The organism is Wolbachia endosymbiont (group B) of Horisme vitalbata, assembly GCF_964028625.1.
GTDB lineage: Bacteria > Pseudomonadota > Alphaproteobacteria > Rickettsiales > Anaplasmataceae > Wolbachia.
The window spans coordinates 712,915-735,615 of sequence record NZ_OZ034797.1; the positions used below are offsets into that span (position 1 = coordinate 712,915).

At 33.9% G+C, this 22,701-nt stretch carries 19 protein-coding genes, 1 tRNA gene and 2 pseudogenes; 5 read left to right on the forward strand and 17 right to left on the reverse strand.

The window, feature by feature from the left end; translation table 11 throughout:
• Positions 1-15: 15 nt before the first annotated feature.
• The 7 genes and pseudogenes from ABWU56_RS03490 to ABWU56_RS03520 form a co-directional block, all read right to left on the reverse strand.
• The gene (locus ABWU56_RS03490; RefSeq protein WP_264337096.1) at positions 16-651 is read right to left on the reverse strand and encodes a TRP75-related protein; all 636 of its coding nucleotides are present in this window, start codon (positions 649-651) and stop codon (positions 16-18) included.
• A 179-nt stretch (positions 652-830) separates the two neighbouring features.
• Complete coding sequence (locus tag ABWU56_RS03495; protein ID WP_264375565.1) at positions 831-1,376, reverse strand: hypothetical protein; 546 nt, start codon at positions 1,374-1,376, stop codon at positions 831-833.
• Positions 1,377-1,495: 119 nt separating this feature from the next.
• Positions 1,496-3,607, reverse strand: coding sequence for a DNA translocase FtsK (locus ABWU56_RS03500; protein ID WP_264375564.1), 2,112 nt, complete (start codon positions 3,605-3,607; stop codon positions 1,496-1,498).
• The gene (locus tag ABWU56_RS03505) at positions 3,608-3,886 is read right to left on the reverse strand and encodes a YggT family protein (protein WP_010401649.1); all 279 of its coding nucleotides are present in this window, start codon (positions 3,884-3,886) and stop codon (positions 3,608-3,610) included.
• Between the two features lie 221 nt (positions 3,887-4,107).
• Positions 4,108-4,682, reverse strand: a pseudogene (locus ABWU56_RS03510) (IS6 family transposase).
• A gap of 66 nt (positions 4,683-4,748) precedes the next feature.
• Positions 4,749-5,366 (reverse strand): RDD family protein, encoded by a 618-nt coding sequence (locus tag ABWU56_RS03515; RefSeq protein WP_264374840.1) that lies wholly within the window; start codon positions 5,364-5,366, stop codon positions 4,749-4,751.
• A 22-nt stretch (positions 5,367-5,388) separates the two neighbouring features.
• A tRNA-Leu gene (locus ABWU56_RS03520) sits at positions 5,389-5,471 on the reverse strand.
• A 102-nt stretch (positions 5,472-5,573) separates the two neighbouring features.
• Here ABWU56_RS03520 and ABWU56_RS03525 point away from each other — a divergent pair.
• Together ABWU56_RS03525 and ABWU56_RS03530 are read left to right on the forward strand one after the other, a co-directional pair.
• Positions 5,574-7,016: a replicative DNA helicase gene (locus tag ABWU56_RS03525; protein WP_353281897.1), complete on the forward strand. Its 1,443-nt coding sequence runs from the start codon at positions 5,574-5,576 to the stop codon at positions 7,014-7,016.
• 347 nt (positions 7,017-7,363) lie between these two features.
• The gene (locus tag ABWU56_RS03530) at positions 7,364-8,860 is read left to right on the forward strand and encodes a proton-conducting transporter membrane subunit (RefSeq protein ID WP_264687250.1); all 1,497 of its coding nucleotides are present in this window, start codon (positions 7,364-7,366) and stop codon (positions 8,858-8,860) included.
• 6 nt (positions 8,861-8,866) lie between these two features.
• Here the strand turns inward: ABWU56_RS03530 and ABWU56_RS03535 are convergent, their stop codons facing one another.
• From ABWU56_RS03535 to ABWU56_RS03555, 5 genes are all read right to left on the reverse strand, one after another.
• Positions 8,867-9,526 carry a VirB8/TrbF family protein gene (locus ABWU56_RS03535; RefSeq protein WP_139686506.1) on the reverse strand — a complete coding sequence of 220 codons (660 nt, stop codon included), beginning with the start codon at positions 9,524-9,526 and terminating at the stop codon, positions 8,867-8,869.
• Positions 9,527-9,570: 44 nt separating this feature from the next.
• Positions 9,571-10,365 (reverse strand): hypothetical protein, encoded by a 795-nt coding sequence (locus ABWU56_RS03540; protein WP_264337251.1) that lies wholly within the window; start codon positions 10,363-10,365, stop codon positions 9,571-9,573.
• Between the two features lie 36 nt (positions 10,366-10,401).
• The gene (locus tag ABWU56_RS03545) at positions 10,402-11,253 is read right to left on the reverse strand and encodes a DNA polymerase III subunit delta' (RefSeq protein ID WP_353281899.1); all 852 of its coding nucleotides are present in this window, start codon (positions 11,251-11,253) and stop codon (positions 10,402-10,404) included.
• Between the two features lie 17 nt (positions 11,254-11,270).
• Entirely contained in the window at positions 11,271-11,858 is a 588-nt protein-coding gene (locus tag ABWU56_RS03550; protein ID WP_006013379.1) for an L-threonylcarbamoyladenylate synthase, read from the reverse strand.
• A 147-nt stretch (positions 11,859-12,005) separates the two neighbouring features.
• On the reverse strand, positions 12,006-12,476 hold the full coding sequence (locus ABWU56_RS03555; protein ID WP_127464170.1) for a hypothetical protein: 471 nt from the start codon (positions 12,474-12,476) through the stop codon (positions 12,006-12,008).
• 75 nt (positions 12,477-12,551) lie between these two features.
• On the opposite strand from ABWU56_RS03555, the gene miaA reads away from it, so the two are divergent.
• Positions 12,552-13,436: a tRNA (adenosine(37)-N6)-dimethylallyltransferase MiaA gene (miaA, locus tag ABWU56_RS03560; RefSeq protein WP_264375543.1), complete on the forward strand. Its 885-nt coding sequence runs from the start codon at positions 12,552-12,554 to the stop codon at positions 13,434-13,436.
• A gap of 367 nt (positions 13,437-13,803) precedes the next feature.
• On the opposite strand, the gene ABWU56_RS03565 is transcribed toward miaA, so the two are convergent.
• The 5 genes from ABWU56_RS03565 to ABWU56_RS03585 all read right to left on the reverse strand — a co-directional run bounded on the left by ABWU56_RS03565 (position 13,804) and on the right by ABWU56_RS03585 (position 20,685).
• Entirely contained in the window at positions 13,804-15,366 is a 1,563-nt protein-coding gene (locus ABWU56_RS03565; protein ID WP_010407420.1) for a Mur ligase family protein, read from the reverse strand.
• Entirely contained in the window at positions 15,335-16,567 is a 1,233-nt protein-coding gene (gene metC, locus ABWU56_RS03570; RefSeq protein WP_353281901.1) for a cystathionine beta-lyase, read from the reverse strand. The genes ABWU56_RS03565 and metC overlap by 32 nt, the downstream gene beginning before the upstream one ends.
• Before the next feature lie 7 nt (positions 16,568-16,574).
• Complete coding sequence (locus ABWU56_RS03575; protein ID WP_264682652.1) at positions 16,575-16,859, reverse strand: BolA family protein; 285 nt, start codon at positions 16,857-16,859, stop codon at positions 16,575-16,577.
• Positions 16,860-16,931: 72 nt separating this feature from the next.
• Complete coding sequence (gene dnaK / locus ABWU56_RS03580; protein WP_264682651.1) at positions 16,932-18,854, reverse strand: molecular chaperone DnaK; 1,923 nt, start codon at positions 18,852-18,854, stop codon at positions 16,932-16,934.
• A 73-nt stretch (positions 18,855-18,927) separates the two neighbouring features.
• Entirely contained in the window at positions 18,928-20,685 is a 1,758-nt protein-coding gene (locus ABWU56_RS03585; protein WP_353281903.1) for an Rne/Rng family ribonuclease, read from the reverse strand.
• Positions 20,686-20,834: 149 nt separating this feature from the next.
• On the opposite strand from ABWU56_RS03585, the gene rpmG reads away from it, so the two are divergent.
• Positions 20,835-21,035 carry a 50S ribosomal protein L33 gene (rpmG, locus tag ABWU56_RS03590; RefSeq protein ID WP_012481745.1) on the forward strand — a complete coding sequence of 67 codons (201 nt, stop codon included), beginning with the start codon at positions 20,835-20,837 and terminating at the stop codon, positions 21,033-21,035.
• A gap of 313 nt (positions 21,036-21,348) precedes the next feature.
• Positions 21,349-22,677, forward strand: a pseudogene (locus ABWU56_RS03595) (IS4 family transposase).
• Positions 22,678-22,701: the final 24 nt, after the last annotated feature.

The following is a 22,701-nucleotide window of genomic DNA, read 5'->3' on the forward strand; positions in this document are numbered from 1 at the left end:
TTATTAATCGTGACACTATTTTACTGTGTCAACTACACTGCCAAATGAACTTGAACCATTTAAACTATGCTGTGGTGTTCTATTTAGATCAGTAATAGAATCATGAGAGCACGTTCTTCTTGATGGACTTTCTTTTATAGTAACATTTATAGGGGAAACTTTTTTTTCTCGTGTTGAAGTAACTTTTTTCCCTTTTTGTTGTTCACTTTTATGCTGCTTACTTTCATACTGAGAAACTGGCTCTTGATCTATAAATACAGCACCCTTTAAACGTGCAAGATTAATACCATGCTGATTGATCATAGCATCCTCCCCATCTTCAACTATGCAAGCTCCCACGTTGTTTGGCTCGTTATCAAGGCTAGCAATTTTTTTTTCTTTTAATTTTTTGATTAGATCTTCTTTATTTATGTTAGCATTAGATTGCACTTGTAACTTTTTTTTCTTGAGAATCTCCCTACGCTTTTCATATAATTTATATGAATCAGCAAATTCCTCATCTTCATGAAAGTTTGCACCACCAGGATTACCAGGAGGTATGTATCTCTTACTGAGCTTTACTTTAGACTTAGCTTCAACATTATGTACAGTTAAGAAACTAGAAACCAAAAGTATTAATGTAAATAAAACTTTAGAAAAGATCTTAAGCATGCTATAGTGAATATTGTACTTTAAAAGATACCAATTAACGAACTTTAAGTAAATCAGAATCTCTACTAACTTTATAATACAAACATCTTTCTAAAAAATTTACTACCAAAACCTGCAAAATCTAAAGAAAGTTTAAGGTGTTACAAATTTTACGTAACACCTTTTCAAGAAGAGCATTATCAACTCAAAAAGTCAATCAGTGGTGTTTCATGACTAACAACATTGCTTGCGTCAACTTTTCCATTTGGTGTACCTTGAGACAAGTCATTTTTCTTCTCTTTATCAAGTTTAACTCCCTGATAGATACAGAATGCAACAAAACTAGTTACAGCTATTGCAGCAACAGCACTGACTATGGCACAAGTTAGTATTGCTTGTTCTTGTCCCCCTACCATGTCTGCAAATGTTTCTACTTTTTCTTCTAAGCCTGTAAATTTTTCTTGCAAGCCGCTTAAGTGCTCTTGCATAGCTTGAAACTGCTCAGTACCAATCTTGTCTTCTAATGCACCAAAAACTCTTTCAAATTGCTCAGCATCTATCTTTTGAGCTTCTTGCCATTCTTTTAATGCACTAAATACCTCTTCAAACTGTTTAGCATCAATATTTTGAGCTTCTTGCCATTTTTTTAATTCACCAAAAACTTTTTCAAACTTCTCAGCATCTATCTTTTGACTTTCTTGCAATTCTGTTATACCTAACCAATTGCGGAAAATTCCTTTTACCATTTTAACCCCCTAGCTAATTAATATATTATAATTTTACATTCCCAATGTTTAAATTATTATTAAATTAACTATCACTATACATTGATCTTAAAATAACTTTCCTTGGTTTAAGTTAAGGGTTATTCTACCAATATCTCTCTCTTTCCTGAGTAACTCGGAGCGCTGACAATGCCTTCTTTCTCCATTCTTTCAACAATATTTGCAGCTCTGTTATAGCCTATTCTAAGCTGTCTTTGAATATAACTAGTTGAAACCTTTTGATCCCTCTGAATGATGGCTACTGCTTGCTTGTATAGATCGTTCTCTTCATCTTCTGTTTCACCTTCTGATTCCGCGAAAGAATTTTCATCTTCTTGAGTGATTTCCTCCATGTAGTTTGGCTCACCTTGCGTTTTTAGATGATCAACTATATTTTGCACCTCATCATCACTTACAAATGGACCGTGAACTCGAATAATCTTACCACCAGAGGCCATATAAAGCATATCACCCATACCGAGCAATTGTTCAGCCCCTTGTTCACCAAGTATTGTACGGCTATCTATCTTAGAAGTAACAGCAAAACTAATTCTCGTTGGAAAGTTTGCTTTTATCACACCTGTTATCACATCTACAGATGGGCGTTGTGTTGCCATTATGATGTGTATTCCTGCAGCACGAGCCATCTGAGCTAAACGTTGAATAGAGCATTCTATATCTTTGCCAGCAACAAGCATTAAATCTGCCATTTCATCTACAATCACCACAATATACGGAAATGTCTCCATTTTAATCGGTATTTTTTCAAACAAAGGTTTACCAGTTGTTGAGTTAAAGCCAATCTGTACAACACGTTCCAATTCTATTCCGCTATTCATCGCTTCTGTAATTTTTTGATTATAGTTTATTACATTCCGCACATTTAAATATGACATCATACGATAGCGATTTTCCATCTCTTTCACGATCCACTTAAGAGCAATAACAGCTTTTTTTGGCTCTGTTACCACTGGTGTTATTAGATGCGGTATTGCATCATATATTGAAAGCTCAAGCATTTTTGGATCGATCATTATCATCTTGCATTCATCAGGACTTAGTCGATAAACAAGCGACAGAATCATCGTGTTAATTGCAACCGACTTACCTGACCCTGTAGTTCCGGCAACAAGCAAGTGGGGCATTTTAGTCAGATCTGCAATAACTGGTTTTCCGCTTATTTCCTTGCCAAGCGCAATTGGAAGATTTAAGTTTGCATTTTGGTATTCTGGCGATTCAAGTAAATCACGCAGCATCACAATCTCTCGCTCCTTGTTTGGCAATTCTATTCCCATGGCATTTTGTCCACGAATTATTGAAATACGTGCAGAGAGTGCACTCATTGAACGTGCAATATCATCTGCAAGACCAATTACTCTTGCAGATTTTGTACCTGCTTGTGGTTCAAGTTTGTATAAAGTCACAACCGGTCCATAACATACACTTATAATTTTTCCTTGCACGCCAAAATCACTCAGCACCTGTTCGAGCAGAGATAAATTCTTATTGCTCTCTAATGCATTCAACTGTTTTCTCTGCATAGATTCTTCTACTTTAGAAAGTAAGTGAATGCTTGGAAACTCAAACTCGCTAGAAGGTGGTTTAAAAATCTCTTCGGTAGCTTTTTTCTGTCTTTCTTTTGATTGTTGTCTAGTGGTTCTATATTTTCCCTCTATTACTAATGGTGCTATTGAATAATCAGTAGTTTTACGTAACCTGAAAAACAGAAACTTTGCAAAAAAGGAAGCTATTTTTTTGCATAGGAAAAGTAAAGAATAAACTGTTCTCTTCCAACCAACCAACCCTACAACACCTATTGATGCTACTACTGTGAATATGTAAAATGGGCAGTGGTCAATTAGAGCATTACCGACTATTCCACCGTGCATGTATCTAGCAGTAATGCCAAGCGAAAGTTGCGACAATATAGCATATATTGCTACATTGATTAACGTTAGGTAGATAATTTTCAGCAATGATGCTCTGAAAATTAAAAAGTAAACTATGGTTGTAGCTATTGTAATACTAGCGAGTCCAAAAAATTGAACTAATATATCAGCTAAATATGAACCTACTATTCCACCTAAATTTGTTACTTTCTCATCTGTAGCTGTATTTAAGGATGGATCTTGATAATTATAGCTAAAAACCGATATATATATATACATTAAGAGTAACAGGTATATCGCTGATTTTAGCTGTTTTTTTAACATCTACTTAAAGTAATAAGTAATTGTATATTTTACAAAGTGAATTGCTATTATCAATATCATCACGGATAAATCTAATCCATTGAACGGTTGTATATACCTTCTGATAACCTTTAGTGGAGGATGGGTAAGTCGGTTTAAAGTTTGCATTATGTTGCTTACAACTTCATTATACATGTTCACTACATTCAATTTAATCAACAAATCGAGAACAACTGAGCATATTAGAATGAAGCTGTAAAGATCAAGTAGCAGGTTAAGTAAGTATATGATTGGATGCATATTACTAATTTATACTAAAGTCTATTATGTGTAGTGATATATATAAAATCAAGCCTCACAATAATTTTCATGCTGAAATAGGTATAAATAATAACTGATTAGTCTGTTTATCAACTGATATGTCGGTTCTGTCGCATCTATAAACCATAGGAAAAAAGCTGAGATTATAGGAGTTATGAAGCCATTAACATAGCAAAATTCTCAAAAGTAGAAACATTATTTTAATAATTTGTCTTTTTTTTAATCATACGAATATTTTCTATGCCTGTGATGGTAATCTTTGCGGAATGGAAGCTTTTAAACCCAAGCATTGGCTTTATTAGTTTTTTGATAAATCTATCAACAATATTATTTAGATATTTTATTTGAAGAACTGTAATCTTCAGAAATTTCTGCATTCAAATCATCAAGAGCAGCAGTATTACTGCCGCTTTTATCAATTACAATTTTCTCAGGAAGATAGTTACTCCTGAAGGCTTTACGAAAGAATGCAAGTGCTGCAGACTTGTCTCTACTAACACACAAGTCTACAGTATATAAATAAACCCATTTACCGTTTAATTTAATGTAAGTCTCTCCAACTACTACCAACCTGCTTCTTTCTTTTCCTTACTGCTTCATCTATCAGTGGTGATAACCCACCTTTGTAACGTAGCATTTTGCTCCCCTTATACTCATCATTTCTTCCAAATCTCGATAGCTCAAAGAGAATCGACATTTCATGTATACAGATAACATCCGCTGAAAAGCTAAATCCTTTGAAATATGGCAACAATTTTTGATTGATACGAAACATCTTTGCTTTTTTTTTAGACAATTATATCATTCTTCTTTCTACTTCCCTACAAATGCGACAGAACCCTTAATCCACTCTATTATGTTCTGAGACCATACATCTAAGACTTTTACTTGTTACAACTACTGTGCCTGCAATCTTATCGTGCCAAGTTTGGCAACGTTTGTCGAAGCTTGCCCATATGAAACCTAAGAATAGTGGTGAAGTTGACAATATAAAGGAAAAAAACCTCTTTATTGCTTGTTTTAGAGTCAATTTTTCAAAAGTTTGTGCATTTACAACTCTGAGTCCAAGTAATAACTTTCCAGGTGTAGCGCCAAATCTTATCCACATATATGCTACATAACTAAAAAGCATAATAAATTGAACTATCTGATTTAGAACTAGTAACTTGATTAGTTTACTCTGCATTGCTGTTTCCTCTGCAGATAATGGTGTTTGCATCTGATATTTCGCAGCAATTTGGCCTAATATTTTACTGCTCTCTGAGTTCATGAAGAGTTGGCTTAAGGCTTGGCCGCAAAGCTGCAAGAACAAAACGATGATAATTAAATCAAGCAGCACTGACAAATAGCGTCTAAGTCCTGTTACGTAACATATTCCATTTTCATCTTTCTTTACCCTTTGAATAGCATTTATCGAAGAAAGAATGGAAAATAAACGATTAAAAAACTTGTGTAACATAAAGCATTTTCCAATATTTGAGTGCCCCTGGCCGGACTTGAACCAGCATGCTTTTGCAAGCAACAGATTTTGAGTCTGCCGTGTCTACCATTCCACCACAGAGGCCTACTTTAATGCTATAAGCAACACAGGATTAGTCAAATTTTTTCTCTTTCAAGTAAGGACTGAATATTCTACAATAATCAATCATTACTCTGAAAAATTAAAATGAATGAATTAGCCAATCTTATTGATTCAAGAGAAGAAATATGTAAATTGCCACACAATTTAGAAGCAGAGCAAATGCTCATTGGTGCAATGGTTCGTGATAATAGAATTTGTGATGCAGTCGAAGATATAATTGCAGCAGATAATTTCTATGATCCACTACATCAAAGCATTTTTACCCAGATATCTAAAACCAGAAAACACGGTATAGTTGCTAATGAACTGAGCCTCAAGATGTTTTTCGAGAATGATAAAGCATTTGCCGAATGTGGTGGAGTTGAGTACCTAGCAAAACTTGCAGCAAAGGCAAGCATTGCGCTTGACATCTATAGCTTGACCAGAATAATCCGTGATACTTATTTAAGGAGATGCTTAATCAAGCTCGGACAGGAGATAGTTGACGATAGTTACAACTACGACATTGAAAATCCTGCACAGGTACAAATTGAGCAGGCAATGACAAAGTTGTTCAACTTAGCAGTAAAAAAGCAAGGTGATAAGACATATATAAAGCTTGCAAGTTCAATTAAAGATGTGGTTGAGAAGATCAGCAAGCTGAAGAATAACCCAGAGGCTCTAGGTATTACAACCGGACTTCAAGACCTAAACCAGCTTCTTGGTGGTTTGCAGAAATCTGATCTGTTAATTATAGCTGCAAGGCCCTCAATGGGAAAGACAGCATTGGCGCTGAACATCGCACTTAATTCTTGTAAGATTTTGCAAAAAAGAACAGATAAACAACATTATGTAGCATTCTTTTCACTTGAAATGTCAGCAGAGCAATTGACCGCAAGATTGATTACTATAGATTCAGGCATTGGTTATTATAAGGCACTGACTGGGAGAATTAGTGATTTTGAATTACACGAATTCATTAATGCTAGTACAGATCTATCCGAATTACCTTTCATCATAGATGACACTCCTGCGTTATCAATTAGTGCTCTTCGTACCAGAATACGTCTTCTCTATCAACTATATAATGTAGAGTTGGTCTTTATCGATTATCTGCAGTTAATTCGAGGAACAACAAAAAGGAGTAGTGAAAATAGAGTGCAAGAAATCTCAGAAGTGACGCAGGGTTTAAAAGCAATTGCAAAGGAACTAAATATTCCCATTGTTGCACTATCACAGCTCTCTCGTTCTGTTGAGCAAAGGGATGATAAAAAACCACAACTTTCTGATTTACGTGATTCAGGAAGCATAGAGCAGGATGCGGATATAGTAATGTTCCTTTATAGAGAAGAATATTATGAATTAAGAAAGCAACCAAATGAAGGAAGTAATAAACATCGAGAGTGGCAAGAGAAAATGGAGAAAATTAGAAATATTGCAGAACTGATCATTGCAAAACAAAGAAACGGGCCAATTGGTAGTGTGAAACTACATTTTGACTCCAATAGAGGTGCATTTAAAGATTATACAGAAAGATATAGTCTGTAGCGGTTTTGAGTAATTCTGGAAGTGTTTAACAAACCATACGTGCCAAATTAAGTAGCTATCGTGAAATATAGCAATATTTAAGATTGGCATTTTATTTGTTACATTTATTTTTTTAGGAAATTCTTATCTAGGATAAGATATTTTTTTAGAAAAATCTATAAATTACTAACTTTATTACTTAATATATAAAATAGTTTTTTCTTATTTCCTTTCTTCCTTACGCCACTTTTTCTTAACTTGATGCGTATGGTTTATTTAACACTTCCGATATACAACTAAAAAATAGCAAATTCTCTATAACTTGAATATAATTTTAGCTTTACCTAAACAGAAAGATGAATTACTTAATGGATTTTGTTTTAATATCTCTTTCCTTGCCACTTTTTATTACTGAGAATTATTTGTTAATTACTGCGTTGATCCCACTTTTAAGTGCATTAGCTATTTCTTTTACTAGTAAATGGCCAAGAGTAAGCAGTGGCGTTACTGTTGCTTCTTCTATGCTTCTATTTGCGTATACATCTCTATGCACTTTATATTTGGTATATGGTGATCATTCTCAATTTATTCTCATGGATTTTGGTAATAATTTGCATATTAGTTTAAAGCTAGAGTCTAGTGGAGCAATATTCAGTTTATTAATATCATTTTTGTGGGTACTAACCAGTATATATGCAATATGTTATATGAGAAATAACTATGCTGATAGCAATCACTCAAGTTTTCTATGCTTTTTTTCAACATCAATCAGTTGTGCAATGTTTATTGCTTTTTCTGGAGATTTGCTCACTACATTTGTCTTTTATGAGCTTCTAACTATTAGTACATACCCTCTGATTACTTACAACTCAACAAATGAATCAGTAATTGCAGGACGCTATTACTTTGGTTTACTATTTTTCTCTTCTTTAGTATTATTTTTTCCTGCAATAGGCCTATTATATAATGAATTCCATACTTTAGATTTTGTAAGTGGTGGAATATTCAAGTTTGATACTTCACTCATCACTTTTATTGCAGTGTGTTTTGCTATGCTGATTTATGGAATAGGAAAAGCTGCATTAATGCCAATGCATTTTTGGTTACCAAAAGCAATGGTTGCACCAACTCCTGTGAGTGCACTATTACATGCTGTTGCTGTTGTGAAATCCGGAGTTTTCATCATCATCAAAGTTATATTATACACTTTTGGCGTCGATAATATGCAACGTTTTGTGCAGCAAAATTGGTTTGCTGGAGGGTGGCTTCCGTACGCTGCTGGATTTACTATCATTACTGCATCGTTGATTGCATTAAAGCAAAAGGAATTAAAGAAATTGCTTGCTTACTCTACCATCTCCCAATTGTCGTATATTATATTGTTCGCTTCAATTTTTAGTGAATTCAGCATGAAGATTGCAATCTTTCAATTAGTTTGCCATGCATTTGCAAAAATTACTTTATTTTTTTTTGCAGGTATCATAATAACGAAAACGGGTGAAAAATATATAGATAGAATTCACGGTATAGGACGTAGTATGCCAATTAGCATGATAGCATTCACTATAGGTGCATTGTCCATGATAGGAGTACCTCCTGCTCCGACTTTTTGGAGCAAATTTCTCATCTTTCAAGCTGTTTTCAACTCTAGTAATGTAACACTTTCTGTGTTTGTAACTCTAGTGTTAATTGTTAGTACTATACTCAATGCTCTATACTTTTTACCAATAATTTACAACGCCTTTTTCTCAAAACCTTCTAGAAATTATTTTATTAAAAAGACACCAATGCTTCTAGTTTTACCCCCAGTTATTACTGCTATATGCACTTTAGTTATTTTTTTTAGCTACCAAATAATGTTATAAATATAATCATCTATATTTATAGCTATTAACAATAAATTTAAATGGCACTATTCCAGCTAGAGTTGCTTTTATATTTGACAAAGTGAAGCTGACCTCCACAGCATAATCTTTCATCTTCTTATTTTGCTCAGCTGTAAAAACTACAGTAGCGTTTCCAGCAAATGTAACTAAGTTCTTGGTCAACCGGTCAATAGATAATGTTGTTACGTTTATGTTGGTAATTTTTCTTGTGGATGAAACAGCTTCATTGTTCACTTTTTCCTGAAAGTTTTGGTAGATTTTGTATACAGAATTGTTTTTTATAAAATTTTCTTGATACTTTGGCTCAACAGTCCGAGAGGACTCATATGTTTCAATATATTTACTTATTAAATACCTTGCTATGGAAATGTACTCATCTTCTTTTTTACTAAAACTAAGTTTATGTATTGCAGAGAACTCATCTTCTGTGTGGTTCATATACTTCACAAAATTTAAATCTTTTTTAACAGGAAGTAATAGGTATATGTTTAGTAGTGATAAAAATAAACATACTAAGAGAAGTAACGCTATTAACGCCATCCAAGATCTTTCTACAACGCAGAACAGGTATCTGTGGCAATACCATTCAACTGCTTTCCTGAAGTAACTTTTGTTTTTTACTGATTCAAGTAATTTATCTTCCATAATACAAACCCAATTATATAATATACTGGATACTCTAAAAAACTTTAAAATATGTCTAAATTTTCCAAAATGGGATGAATTATTATATCACCTTGTTCTGCAATAAGGTGAAATTTATCAATTTTGCTCACATCTAAATTTATCATTTTTACACTGAAGCTTTCAGGATCATAAGTATTACTTTCTGCACTTTTGTGATAATTATAGTAGTGTAATTTATTTTGATCATCAAAATAACCAAATTCATCAGCAAGAGTTCCCACTTTTTTGCCTTTACCGTCTCTGACTAGCTCAAATAGATCAATTACATGGTTTTCAGATCCAGGCTCAATAGATCCTTCTACAGCAAAAAATTTAGGTGCATGACCAACATACTCCTTAAGTTTTAGATTATTAGTCTTTTTTATACTACCAAAATCCATGAGTTTATATTCATCTGAAAGACCAGAATATTGTGGATCATACTTTTTATATTCAAAAAACTCATTACCTAAAAAATTACAAAACGTTAATTTACAATCATCGTGATTGGATTTAACAACTTTAAAGTAATGAAAATCTCTAGGGATCTTTACTTCCTCTTTCGTAATATGATTACGTACAACAAGTTCATCATTAATCATATAATAGCCAATTCTTGGCAAAGTAGCTATATTGATTGCCTTGTTTAGCTTAAAATTTGCCTCATAGATGCCACTTGATAGCTCCTTCCCTTTTTCTAAAGTGACGTCTTGATCTAAAGATGTATTCTTGATTAAACTCAATTCTTTCTGCATGTTCAGTATAGTGTTTGTTAAAACTTCTATTGATTGCCATACAGTTAATTTATTATCATTCAAGTTATATACTTTCAGTATTAAATTAGCAGAATTTTATCATAAATTTATGTTAAAAGTATTACATTTTTGTGTCATGATGTTAACTACATTAGCTAAAACATGCTTTTTATCTAAGCGAAATTGCTTTGCAGCAACGAAAAGTTCATCTATTTCTTTCCATTGACTTAGTAGAATTTCAACATTATTTACTTCTTTCTTTATACTTTCTAAAATGGAGGTTTGAATTATATGTGATGCTAGTTCTAGCTCAATCTCACTATTAATTATTTTATTAACTATATCAGAATTATTTAGATTACGGAAAAATGTATAAAAATGCTTATGTGACTCATAAGCACCACTGTTTATTGCATTTATTATTACTCCCGGAGTTCCAGGAAACAAAGTAATGATCTCACTAAATATTTTATCGTCGAATTTACACTGAGATGAAACAACCTGCTTTGTTTCATCGTAAGTTAATGGAAGTAAATTCAGCTGAAAACACCTACACCGGATGGTGATTTGTACATCATATGGCTTATGGCTAATTACAAATATTTTAGAATTTTGTGGCGGCTCCTCTAATATTTTTAATATTGCATTTTTAGCATTATTAGTCATTGACTCTAAGCTATCTATTATAGCTATTTTATATTCTGATTGAATGGGGCTTAAGTGCAAAAAGTTTTTCATTTCTCTCACCTTTTCCACTCCTATTGTATCACCTTCAACAATGTGTAAGTCTAATGCTACTTCATCGTAATTTTTTATAAGAAACCAATTAGAAAAGGATTTTGCGAATGTTGCTTTTCCTATACCTTTTTTACCACAGATCAGCCAAGATTGAACAGACAAGTTGTTCATTATCTTTTTTTTTGCTTGGTTGTGGCCTATCACCTTTTTCATTCTTTCTCCTATAGATCTTAGTTTGAAAATTCGTTATTTATTGTTTGTAATGAAATTTTACCTTTTCTTAAAACCTTAATCTTGTCTCCAGTTAAGTCAATAATAGTAGATTCTATACCAGAAACTAATTCATCATCTTCAATTACTGCAGATAAGTGTTGCTTAATAGACTGAGGTATATCTCTTGCTTTGCATATACTTTTTTCTCCTGAAATGTTAATACTAGTTGCAACTACTGGAGTTTTCAGTTCATTTAATATTGAAATCGCAATAGGATGATCAGGAATTCTTATGCCTATACTATCTTTAAAGAACTCATTTGGTAATATACTGTTATCTTGAAGTGGTAAAATATAGGTCATTGGTCCAGGAGAAAAATAGTTTATTAAATCGATATACTCTTCCTTTACCTTTGCTATATTTATCAAACTATCAATATTACTAACAAATACAGAGAGCGGCTTGTTTTGAGAACGCTTTTTTATTCGATATATTTTTTCTATAGATTCGTTACCTAGCGCATTACAAGAAAGAGCATATACTGTCTCTGTTGGAAAGCATGCTAACAAATTATTTTTTATTGCATTTATTACTTCAAATACCATATAGCTAAAACTTATGTCTACAATAGCTCTGGGTTTACAGTTATCTCGCTATATGGTAGCAATTAAGATACCGAAATGGCTAGCACGCATCTGTTGTATACTTACAGTAAATTTTATTAGCAACTGCTCGTTTTTACAACAGATTTACTACAATCCGAACTCCGCATTGATTTTATCGACTATCTCCTGTGGTGGATCATCTCCCCATCCTGAATATAAAATCTCTCCATAATCTGCAACATCTATAGAGCCAGTTCTACTTTTTGCCAGAAACATTTCTCTTTTATCTTTATCAACTAATACATAGTGCCAAGCTGATCTTCCTCGATCTTTACCACGAACTAGATATATGAGATCTGATCTACTTCTTCTTGTTGCATCAGCAAAGGATCTTTCGTTGATAGTTCTGCTTTTACTCTTTATGCCGCCACTTTCAGAAAAAGCTTCCTTGGCTTCAGCTTTTTTGTTTGCCAATTCAGAAATTTTTCCTTTTGCTCCTAGTGCATGTTCTTTGGTATTTTGAGATGAATACTTACTGGAAAAACCTCCTCTTGTCTCATTAGAGGTCCTATTTGTAAAACGCTTAGTAAACGAGTTATCGTTATCATTTTCTGCCATAAAAGTCTCCAAATTTTAGATTGTAGAATCCAAATTTTTACTACACCCTATCATAGGTTAGTTAAATTAATATAAATGAAGGATAATATAGTAATTATTACAGGAATTACAGCCTCAGGTAAATCAGAATTATGCGATAACTTGATAAAAAAGTATAAAAACATTAGCATAATAAACTGTGACTCAAAGCAGGTATACAAAGAGATTCCCGTAATTACTGCTCAACCACCAAAGCAGAAAGAATTTTATAGGCTATACGGTTATGTTTCAGCAAGAGAAAATTATTCCGTAGGTTTATGGCTAGAGGATTTAAAGAGGGAAGTTAACAACGCGCTGAAAAATTCACGAATACCCATCATCACTGGAGGAAGTGGGCTTTACATTAGCAGCTTAATCAAGGGATTATCATCGATTCCACAAATAAGCCAGGAAGTGAGAGAAAACGTAAATGAACTTAGGAAAAATTTAAGTAAAGAGGAATTCTACAAATTAGTGCTAAGCAAAGATCCAAGGATTCAAGGTAAAATATTTATTAATGACTCACATCGCCTCTCAAGAGCACTTGAAGTTATCACTGAAACTGGCAAGACAATCTTTGTATGGCAAGAAAATAGACAGCCTCCTTTGTTCAATAATTTTAAGGTATATACAATTCTACCTAAACGTGAGGATATATACCGAAAAATAAATTCTCGTTTTATTGAAATGGTTGAAAATGGAGCAATTGATGAAGTAAAAAACCTACTTAGCATGAACCCATCTCCACATTTGCCAGCTATGCAAGCACATGGAGTACCAGAAATTATAAGATACTTAAAAGGGGAGATTACTTTAGACGAAGCAATACAGATTGCTCAAACAAACACAAGGCATTATGCAAAACGCCAGTACACTTGGTTTAAAAATCAATTTCCGAATTCTCAAGTGATTGACTGTGCAAATAAATTGACAGAATTTTAGATATTTTGATTATTATGTATTATATTGCTATGCCTATGCAAACTTTTCTTGATAGTATTAAACTTTTTTCTTAAAGAACTTTCATCATTGCCTAAATTGTGATTATTAAATTCTTTGTAAAAATATTCTTACTTATGAAGCGCTACTATACCTGTAAGAGCCTTTATCACTAAATGAACTATATCACGCAATATTTCATCCTCAATTTTTCTATATTCTCTCACTAATCTTGTAACCACAATCTCCACTTTCATATCCTTGTATAGCTCTTCTCATAATAGTAGGAACAAGATAAGATAGTGATTTAGTATAACAAGAAGGTAAAAATGCCAGCAGCGTACAGTTATGACTTAAGGAAAAAAGCCATTCAGGCGTTGGATGAAGGAGAGAGCAAAACAGCAGTAGCAAATTTTTGGCCCTCTCTAATAACTTCAACATCACTAAATTCAAGGGATTGGCCTTCTATTATTTGGAATCTTTCATGTCCTTTTCCTGCAACTAGCAGAATCATATTTTCATCATGTGCTATATTTATACCTTTCTCTATAGCTTTTTTTCTATCTCCTATCTCCAGTGCATCAGGGCAATGTAACAAAATATCGTGACGAATTTTCCCCGGATCTTCATCACGCGGATTGTCATCTGTGACTATAACTTTACCTGCAAGCATTTGTGCTATTTTACCCATCTCTGCACGTTTTGTTTGATCACGATTCCCGCCACAACCGAACACTAGAACTATCTTTTTATTGAAGTGCCATTTTAAAGACAACAGAGCTTGTTTGAGTGCACTTGGAGTATGAGCGTAATCGACAAATGCAAAAGTGTTCACTTTTTCCATTCTTCCAGGTGGAGAAGCGAGTTTATCTATACACATTCTTTGATAGTCCATACCAGATGAAATAACTATACCGATTGCACACAACAAATTATATGCTTGAAATTGCCCAAAAATCGGAAAAAATGCGTTATAAATTTCATCACCGATTTGAATTGTTAGGTATTGACCATTGGCAGTGGGTATCTGCTTTAATAAAGTAATGTCAGAGTTTTTTTTTCCATAGGTTATAACTTTGTTGCCACGCTTTTCAGCTATGTTGAGCAACTCTCCATATTCGCCTATATCTGCATTTAAAATCGCTGTTTTTTCTTTTGGCAATACCTCATCAAACAACCTTTTCTTGGCCTCAAAATACTCATCGATACTTTTGTGATAGTCCAAATGATCTTGAGAAAAATTAGTAAAAGCTGCAGCATTGAGCCTGAGTCCATGGATTCTGTATTGATCGATTCCATGGCTTGAAGCTTCTAATGCTAAGTGTTCTACGTTCTTATTATTTATGTCACGCAATGTGGAATAAAGATCATCTGCACTTGGCGTTGTAAGGCTATTATCTTTTCTATTATTATTGACACATGTTCCCAGTGTTCCTATAGACGCTGCATTATCTTGCCAAATCTGGCGACAAAACTCCACTACTGAAGTTTTACCATTCGTACCAGTTACAGCAGCAATATATTTAGGTTGTTTGAATTGATAAAACCTGCTGACTATTTCACTGTATATTCCTTGAGGGTCCGAGTGGTAAAGCACTGCAAAACTTGGAGTACTTGTCATTCGAGTAGCGGACACTGGAATCCAGTTTTCATTATACAATTGTCTAGTATGCTTATTTACAATTAAATTTTCTGGATCCCAGTGTCTGAGCACTGGGATGACATCTTTCTTGGCCCCTTGTATTACAACGTCTACACAGTTGTGTACACATCCATTAGGAAGACATGTTACGTGTTCTTTACTCCTTTCTGACACACAAACAAAAAGGTAACCTTCTTTAACTCTCTTAGGATTACATGTGACGCCTTTGATTTCAATATCAAAGTCAGCATTTACAATGTTATGCAGTAGCTCTTTCAGTCTCACAATCATCTTTAACACTTGAACATGGCAGTCTTATTAATGCAGTATTCAAGTCAAAAATCAAATCTTCAGGATCTTCTAGTCCGCAAAATATTCGCACAAAACTTCCACCATAATCTGAATTCATGACAGATCTTGACATAGATCTATGGTCTACTGGTAGTATCAAACTGTCACATCCTCCCCAAGAAGCACCAATGCCGAAAACTTTCATGTGATCAACCATGCAGCCTAGTTCTTCACATGAATATTCTCTATCGAGTACTATACTAAATACGCTACTTGCCCCTTTGAAATAACTTTTCCATAATTCATGTTGAGGATGGGGGGGAAGTGCTGGATACAAAACTCTTTTGATTTTTGGATGTTTTTCCAGCCACTTTGCCACTTGCATTGCTGTACTTTGATGCTTCCTCATGCGTGTTTGCAGTGTTCTAAGTCCCCTGTGTGCAAGGTAACAGTCATGCGATTGAATGGTGACTCCATAATTTTTATAGCTCTCATAAAGCAATTTAAAAGTTTCACCTTCAGCAACCATAGCTCCCATCACTAAATCTGAGTGACCAGCTAGATACTTTGTCACCGCATATAGTGCAACATCAATTCCATAATCAAGCGGCTTAAACAACAAAGGAGTGGCCCATGAATTGTCACAAACGGTTACGATTCCACGTGCTTTAGCAACTTTTACTATATGCTCTATATTTGAAATCTCAAACGTTATAGAACCAGGAGTCTCAATCATGATGAGTGAAGTATTACTCTGAACTAAATCAGTTATATCCTGTGTCGGATTATAAAAAGTTACTTCTACTCCTCTTTTTGGTAGCTCATTTTCGGCAAATCTCTTTAGCCTATAATAACTATTATCTTGTATCAGGACATGTGAACCTGCTTTAGTGAAAGTCAAAATAGCAAAAGTAAGTGCAAATAATCCAGAAGGGTAGATGAGTGCTTGTCCCCTACCCTCAATTTCAGCCAGTGCATTTGAAAAATAATGAACAGTAGGCGTACCAACATTACTGTAACTGTAATCCCTTGCAACACCATCATTGATTACATCGTATATACTTTCTCCATTTGCTGCATTTAAGTAGTCCTTGTAAGTAGGAAATAATATAGTAGAAGAATGATAAACTGGTGGGTTCATCGACCCTTTATAATCATTAAATTTTCTTCCTGCTTTAACTAATAAAGACTCTTCGTTCACATTTTTATTATTTATTTTTTAGATTGTATTCGCTTTGCGTATACAAGTGAAGAGAAATCGCATGTACTCGTTCTATTTCACTCTTTAATAATTCATAGATCAATTTATGCCTCTTTAAAGAGCTCATTCCAGAAAAGTCGTTAGATATTAATACTAATTTGATATGTGAAGGTAGTGTCGAAGAAGAAGCAAAATAATGATCTACATGCTTTGCTGATTCATCGATAATATTAATATCAATTACACCTATTGAATCGCGTAATTTTTCTTCTATTGTCTTAATAATATCCACAATAGTTCCTTTAAGCAACAATACGCTCCTCTTGTCATCCCACAGTATCTGGGCACTGGGATGACAATCGAATTACTTATTCTCTTCTTTATTATCCATGTCTTGATAATCAGAATCTACTACTTTTTCTTCCTTATCATTTGGATTTCCTTCTGATGAAAAGCCATTTTCAGCACTGTTTTGCTGAGATGCTTGATACATAGCTTCTCCAAGTTTCATAGATAACTGAGAGAGGTTAGTAACTTTCTGTTGTATTGAATCAGCATCATCAATGTTGTCAGATTTACTCACTTCCTTTAACTCATTAACTGCATTTTCAATAGCAGATTTATCTTCTGGAGAAATTTTATCACCATATTCTGTCAGAGATTTTTCTGTAGAATGAACTAAACTATCCGCTTGATTCTTCACTTCAATAAATTTCTTACGCTTTTCATCTTCTTGTGCTTTTTCCTCAGCTTCTCTCACCATGCGATTTATTTCATCCTCCGATAAACCACCTGAAGACTGAATACGTATTTTTTGCTCTTTTCCAGTAGCTTTATCCTTTGCAGAAACATGTGCTATTCCATTTGCATCTATATCAAATGTCACCTCAATTTGAGGAACCCCGCGAGGAGCAGGTGGTATTCCTTCTAAACTAAACTGACCAAGCAGTTTATTATCAATCGCCAATTTTCTTTCACCTTGATGTACCTTAATTGTAACGGCTGTTTGGTTATCTTCTGCAGTTGAAAATACCTGAGATTTTTTTGTGGGAATAGTAGTATTACGTTCAATAAGTGGAGTGAACACTCCCCCTAGAGTTTCAATACCAAGAGAAAGTGGAGTTACGTCAAGTAGTAACACATCTCTTACATCACCTTGAATAATTCCTGCTTGTATTGCAGCCCCAATTGCTACAACTTCATCAGGGTTAACTCCTCTATGTGGATCTTTGCCAAAGAATTCTTTAACTTTCTCTATGACTTTTGGCATACGAGTCATGCCACCAACAAGAACTACTTCACCAATTTGACTAGCAGACAAACCAGCATCTTCAAGAGCTTTTTTGCAAGGAATTATAGTCCTTTCAATCAAATCATTCACTAAGCTTTCAAGCTTTGCTCTTGTTAGCTTCATATTTAAGTGTTTTGGGCCACTTGCATCAGCTGTAACAAACGGTAGATTTACTTCTGTTTCCATTGCACTTGACAATTCTACCTTTGCTTTTTCTGCAGCTTCTTTGATTCTTTGCATAGCCATTGGATCGTTTTTCAAATCAATGCCATTACTTTTCTTGAATTCACCCAGTAAATAATTCACTACTGCATTATCGAAGTCTTCCCCTCCAAGGTGAGTATCACCATTTGTAGCCTTTACTTCAAAAACTCCATCACCTATTTCAAGAACTGAAACATCAAATGTACCACCACCAAGATCATACACTACTATTGTGTGTCCGTGCTTTTTATCAAGACCATAAGCAAGTGCTGCAGCAGTTGGTTCGTTAATTATTCTGAGGACATTTAATCCAGCAATTTTTCCTGCATCTTTTGTTGCTTGACGTTGAGAATCATTGAAGTACGCCGGCACTGTTATCACAGCATCCTTTACTTCTTCCCCAAGATAAGCTTCCGCTGCTTCTTTCAGGTTTTGCAATATAAATGCACCAATTTGACTAGGAGAGTATTCTTTACTATCAGTTGTTTTAACCCATGCATCACCATTTTTTGCTGCAAATACCTTATACGGTACACCTAGATTCTTCATTTCAGGATCGCTATATTGGCGACCTATCAATCTCTTAGTTGCAAAAAAAGTATTACTTGCATTGGTAGTTGCTTGCCTTTTTGCTGGAGCACCAATCAACCTTTCTCCAGATGAAGTAAATGCAACTATAGATGGAGTAGTTCTTGCTCCTTCTTTATTCTCAATTACTTTTGTATCCTTACCTTGCATTATTGCAACACAAGAATTTGTCGTTCCAAGATCTATACCTATTGCTCTTCCCATAATGAATACTCCCTTTTAAATATTATCTGATGTAAAATATATAAGTATAAAACTCGTTAATTACAAGTCCCGTTTAGTTGTTAGAGCCCAAAAGGCGCGAAAGCCATTTAGTTAACCAAAAGTTGCCCGGTAGTTTATCTGAACTACCAGCTTCTTTATCCCTGCTATTCACAATTTGACATCCAGAATTCTGCAATGGCTTATAATCATTAAAATTAATATGGTCTCCTTGCTTTAAAATAAATGTATCTGCATCTAAACTATTATCAATACTAACATTTAATGTAATATTGAACTCTTTTTCGATTGTAGAAACGATATCACGCTTATTATTAAAAATGTGCGCTATAACTGCACTGCGTGCTATTAAATCAAAGGACTTATTTTGATTTTTATTAGCAATATGTTGCAAATCCCTTAGTATCGATGCAACAACCACTTCGTTTGATTTTACTCTTCCAATACCTTTACAGCGTAAGCACTCTGTAGTATTAATTTCCTGTATATTTGGTTTAATTCTTTGTCTTGAAAAGACCATTAAACCAAAGTCATTGATAAAGCTAAATTGAACTTTAGCTCTATCATCTTTAAACGCCTGCTTGATAGCAAATTCAACATTTTTGCAATACTCAAGTTTCAACATGTCAATAAAATCAACAACTATTAACCCTGATAAGCCCCTGAGATTCGCTTGCCTTGATATTTCAGATAATGCCTCCATATTAGTTCTATAAGCTGTTTCTTCTATGTTATCTTCTCCTGTCATTTTCCCTGAATTTACGTCTATTGAAACAAATGCCTCAGTTAAGGTTATCACCAAAGACCCACCAGATGGTAATTCTACTCTATTGCTATATAATTCAGAAATTTGATCTTCGACTCGATAGTAAGTAAAGATTGGAACAGAGCCTCTATATAACCTAGGACGTAATTTTCCTTGTAACACATTTTTAGTGTATTTTCTTACCGCTTCACAAACTTCTCTATCAGATACTATAATTTCTGTATCATTACTACAAAAGTCACGTACAGATCTCATAATTACATCTGCTTCGTTGTAAATTAATGATGGAACATTTAAAGAAGAGAAGTTTTGCTGGATATTTTGCCATAATAAGGTCAAATTATCGTAATCTTGCTCAATTTCTTTCTTACTTTTTCCTGCACCAACAGTTCTTACTATTAAACCTGAGCCTTTTGGTAAATTTATTGAATTTAATATATCCTTTAACTGTTTTCTAACGTTGGTATCTTCAATTCTGCGAGATACTCCACCCCTACTTATGGAATTGGGCATGAAAACACAGTATCTACCGACCAAAGTTACGTATGTTGTAAATGAAGCTCCTTTATTTCCTCGTTCTTCTTTAGTTAATTGAACCAATAACTTTTGATTTACTGAAATCACATCTTGTAACTTATATTTTCTATGTAAAGGTACCTCCCTCACAAAACCACTGCTGGATTCATTACTAGCTGTAGAATCTAGGCCTTCTTCTGTGCAATTATCATTTGAACAGTCCACACCGCTCGAATAGCCTTCGTCAGGGAAAATTTCCTTCTCTTTTTCTGGAATATTAAAGTAATTGAGAGATATCTCAGAAAAAGACAAAAAACCTTGCTTATTTTTTCCATACTCAATGAACACGGCCTGCAAAGCAGGCTCTATACGCTTTACATAAGCAACGTATATATTACCTCTTAATTGTCTTTTTTCCTTGAATTCTTGTTCAAACTCTACAACTCTACCATTAACTAGTAGGGCAACCCTTACCTCGTTAGAACAGGTAGTACTTTCTATCAATAATAACCTTTTGCCATCACTCGCCACTTATTTACCGTCTGCTTTTCATTCTGAAATCTTTTTATACTACTTAATATATTATTGATTGTCAAGAATTTTGCGACCTGCATTATTGGGTTGACTTTCAGTGTTTTGCGTTCTAAACTTGCATAGAGTTTATTATATCACTAACAATTATGGCGAAAAAAAATGCTTCTTTGCTTGTCAAGCTAGTTAGCACTGCAACTAAAACAACAAAAACTGGAGAAGAGAAACTAACAGGCTATTTTTGTGTAAAAAAACGTAATCCTAAGAACCTTCCCAAAAAGCTCGAGTTTAGGAAGTATGACCCAGTGGTCAGAAGACACGTATTATTTAAAGAAGAAAAATTAAAGTAAGTTTATTGTTATATATAGTTTATAATCAAGTTATACTCTAATAATAGAGCTCAGAGATATAATGGAAGGGAAGGTGAAACTCATAGTGTTGATCATTACACAATTAATAAACATAAAGTATAAAACACAGAAAACGCTCTAAAACCTAAAGTGTCACACGTTAGTAGGTCAAAAATCTAAGGGTTTTCCTTAGAGGGTTTATTGGACCATACGCGTCAAGTTAAGGAACTGTGGTAATAAACTTAGTGTAAGGAAGAGAAAAAAAAGATATAAGTTCTCTTAAATCTAACAAAGAAAACGGAGAACTTATACAATGAAAAGAATAGTTTGCATCTCAAAAAAGCTCAAAGAATTTTTTAATGAAAAAGCAGATAAAATCTCAGCTACAACAGGGTTCATAAAAAGAAAGAGGAAGCTAAAAGGCTCGTCGTTCATAAAAGCCATCGTTTTGGGTAATATAGGGGTTGATAATTGTAGTATAGAGACAGTGTGTCAATTATTGAATGAAGACTCGATAAATATAACAAAACAAGGTCTGGACTTTAGATTTACCAAGGAAGCAGTGGAATTTATGAAAAGAATGTATAATGAATCTTTAACGTTACTTAAAAATACCTTACAAGTTGATTGCAGAATCTTGAAGCACTTTGGAGGTGTTAAATTATTAGACAGCAGCTACATTAGCTTACCTAACAGTATGGAAGAAATGTATAAAGGTTATGGTACCAGCTACAGTGGTTATGAAAGCAATACTAAGTCTGGAATAAAGTTACAATTAGTTTTTGACTACCTAAACCAGACATTAGACCAGCTTAATATAACTGAGGGAATAAGGTCAGATCAGGGTTATAGAAGCCATTTAAGCAATATATCGAACAACGATTTACTAATATCTGATTTGGGTTATTTTGTGCCAAGTTCTTTTAAACAAATCAATGAAATAGGAGCTTATTTCATAAGTCGTTATAAATCCGATACTAACATATATGATATAGAGACAGGTCAAAAAATAGATTTACTAGAACATTTGGGAGATCGATCTTTTCTAGAACAGGAGGTATTGTGAGGAAAAGAGACAAGGGTTAAAGTAAGAATTATATTTAAAAAACTAACTGAAGAACAAGCTATGGCTAGAAGAAGAAAGGCTAATAGGTTAGCAAGATCACATGGATACACATCTTCTCAAAGGAACCAAAAGTTACTAAATTGGTCGATATTTATAACTAATGTTCCAAAAAGTAAGATTAATGCTGAGCAAATACTAGTAGTTTACCGAATAAGATGGCAAATTGAATTATTGTTCAAATTATATAAGAGTAATATAAGGCTTGATAAGCTGAGAGGAAAGCCATACAGAGTATTATGTGAGCTATATGCCAAATTGTGTGCAATTCTTATATTTCATGGAATAGTGGGTTGCACAGAACTGAAAAAAAATACGGAGCTTAGCTTAACAAAGGCATTTATTGAGCTAAAAAGACGGGTTAGAGAGTTATTTTTAGCACTAAATAATAAAATTAAAGGCTTAAATATTTTTCTCAAAAAGCTTACCATAACTTGGTCGCAGTTTTCATTAAAAGACAAGTACAGAAAAACTAGAGTATCCACCTTAACTTCTCTAAATTTGCTCACAATCTCTTAACTTGACGCGTATGGTTTATTTAAC

Bases quoted from the DNA above. Each gene is read 5' to 3' on its own strand.
- ABWU56_RS03490 (WP_264337096.1), bottom strand. From the start codon at position 651: ATGCTTAAGATCTTTTCTAAAGTTTTATTTACATTAATACTTTTGGTT.
- ABWU56_RS03495 (WP_264375565.1), bottom strand. From the start codon at position 1,376: ATGGTAAAAGGAATTTTCCGCAATTGGTTAGGTATAACAGAATTGCAA.
- ABWU56_RS03500 (WP_264375564.1), bottom strand. From the start codon at position 3,607: ATGTTAAAAAAACAGCTAAAATCAGCGATATACCTGTTACTCTTAATG.
- ABWU56_RS03505 (WP_010401649.1), bottom strand. From the start codon at position 3,886: ATGCATCCAATCATATACTTACTTAACCTGCTACTTGATCTTTACAGC.
- ABWU56_RS03515 (WP_264374840.1), bottom strand. From the start codon at position 5,366: ATGTTACACAAGTTTTTTAATCGTTTATTTTCCATTCTTTCTTCGATA.
- ABWU56_RS03525 (WP_353281897.1), top strand. From the start codon at position 5,574: ATGAATGAATTAGCCAATCTTATTGATTCAAGAGAAGAAATATGTAAA.
- ABWU56_RS03530 (WP_264687250.1), top strand. From the start codon at position 7,364: ATGGATTTTGTTTTAATATCTCTTTCCTTGCCACTTTTTATTACTGAG.
- ABWU56_RS03535 (WP_139686506.1), bottom strand. From the start codon at position 9,526: ATGGAAGATAAATTACTTGAATCAGTAAAAAACAAAAGTTACTTCAGG.
- ABWU56_RS03545 (WP_353281899.1), bottom strand. From the start codon at position 11,253: ATGAAAAAGGTGATAGGCCACAACCAAGCAAAAAAAAAGATAATGAAC.
- ABWU56_RS03550 (WP_006013379.1), bottom strand. From the start codon at position 11,858: ATGGTATTTGAAGTAATAAATGCAATAAAAAATAATTTGTTAGCATGC.
- ABWU56_RS03555 (WP_127464170.1), bottom strand. From the start codon at position 12,476: ATGGCAGAAAATGATAACGATAACTCGTTTACTAAGCGTTTTACAAAT.
- miaA (WP_264375543.1), top strand. From the start codon at position 12,552: ATGAAGGATAATATAGTAATTATTACAGGAATTACAGCCTCAGGTAAA.
- ABWU56_RS03565 (WP_010407420.1), bottom strand. From the start codon at position 15,366: ATGATTGTGAGACTGAAAGAGCTACTGCATAACATTGTAAATGCTGAC.
- dnaK (WP_264682651.1), bottom strand. From the start codon at position 18,854: ATGGGAAGAGCAATAGGTATAGATCTTGGAACGACAAATTCTTGTGTT.
- rpmG (WP_012481745.1), top strand. From the start codon at position 20,835: ATGGCGAAAAAAAATGCTTCTTTGCTTGTCAAGCTAGTTAGCACTGCA.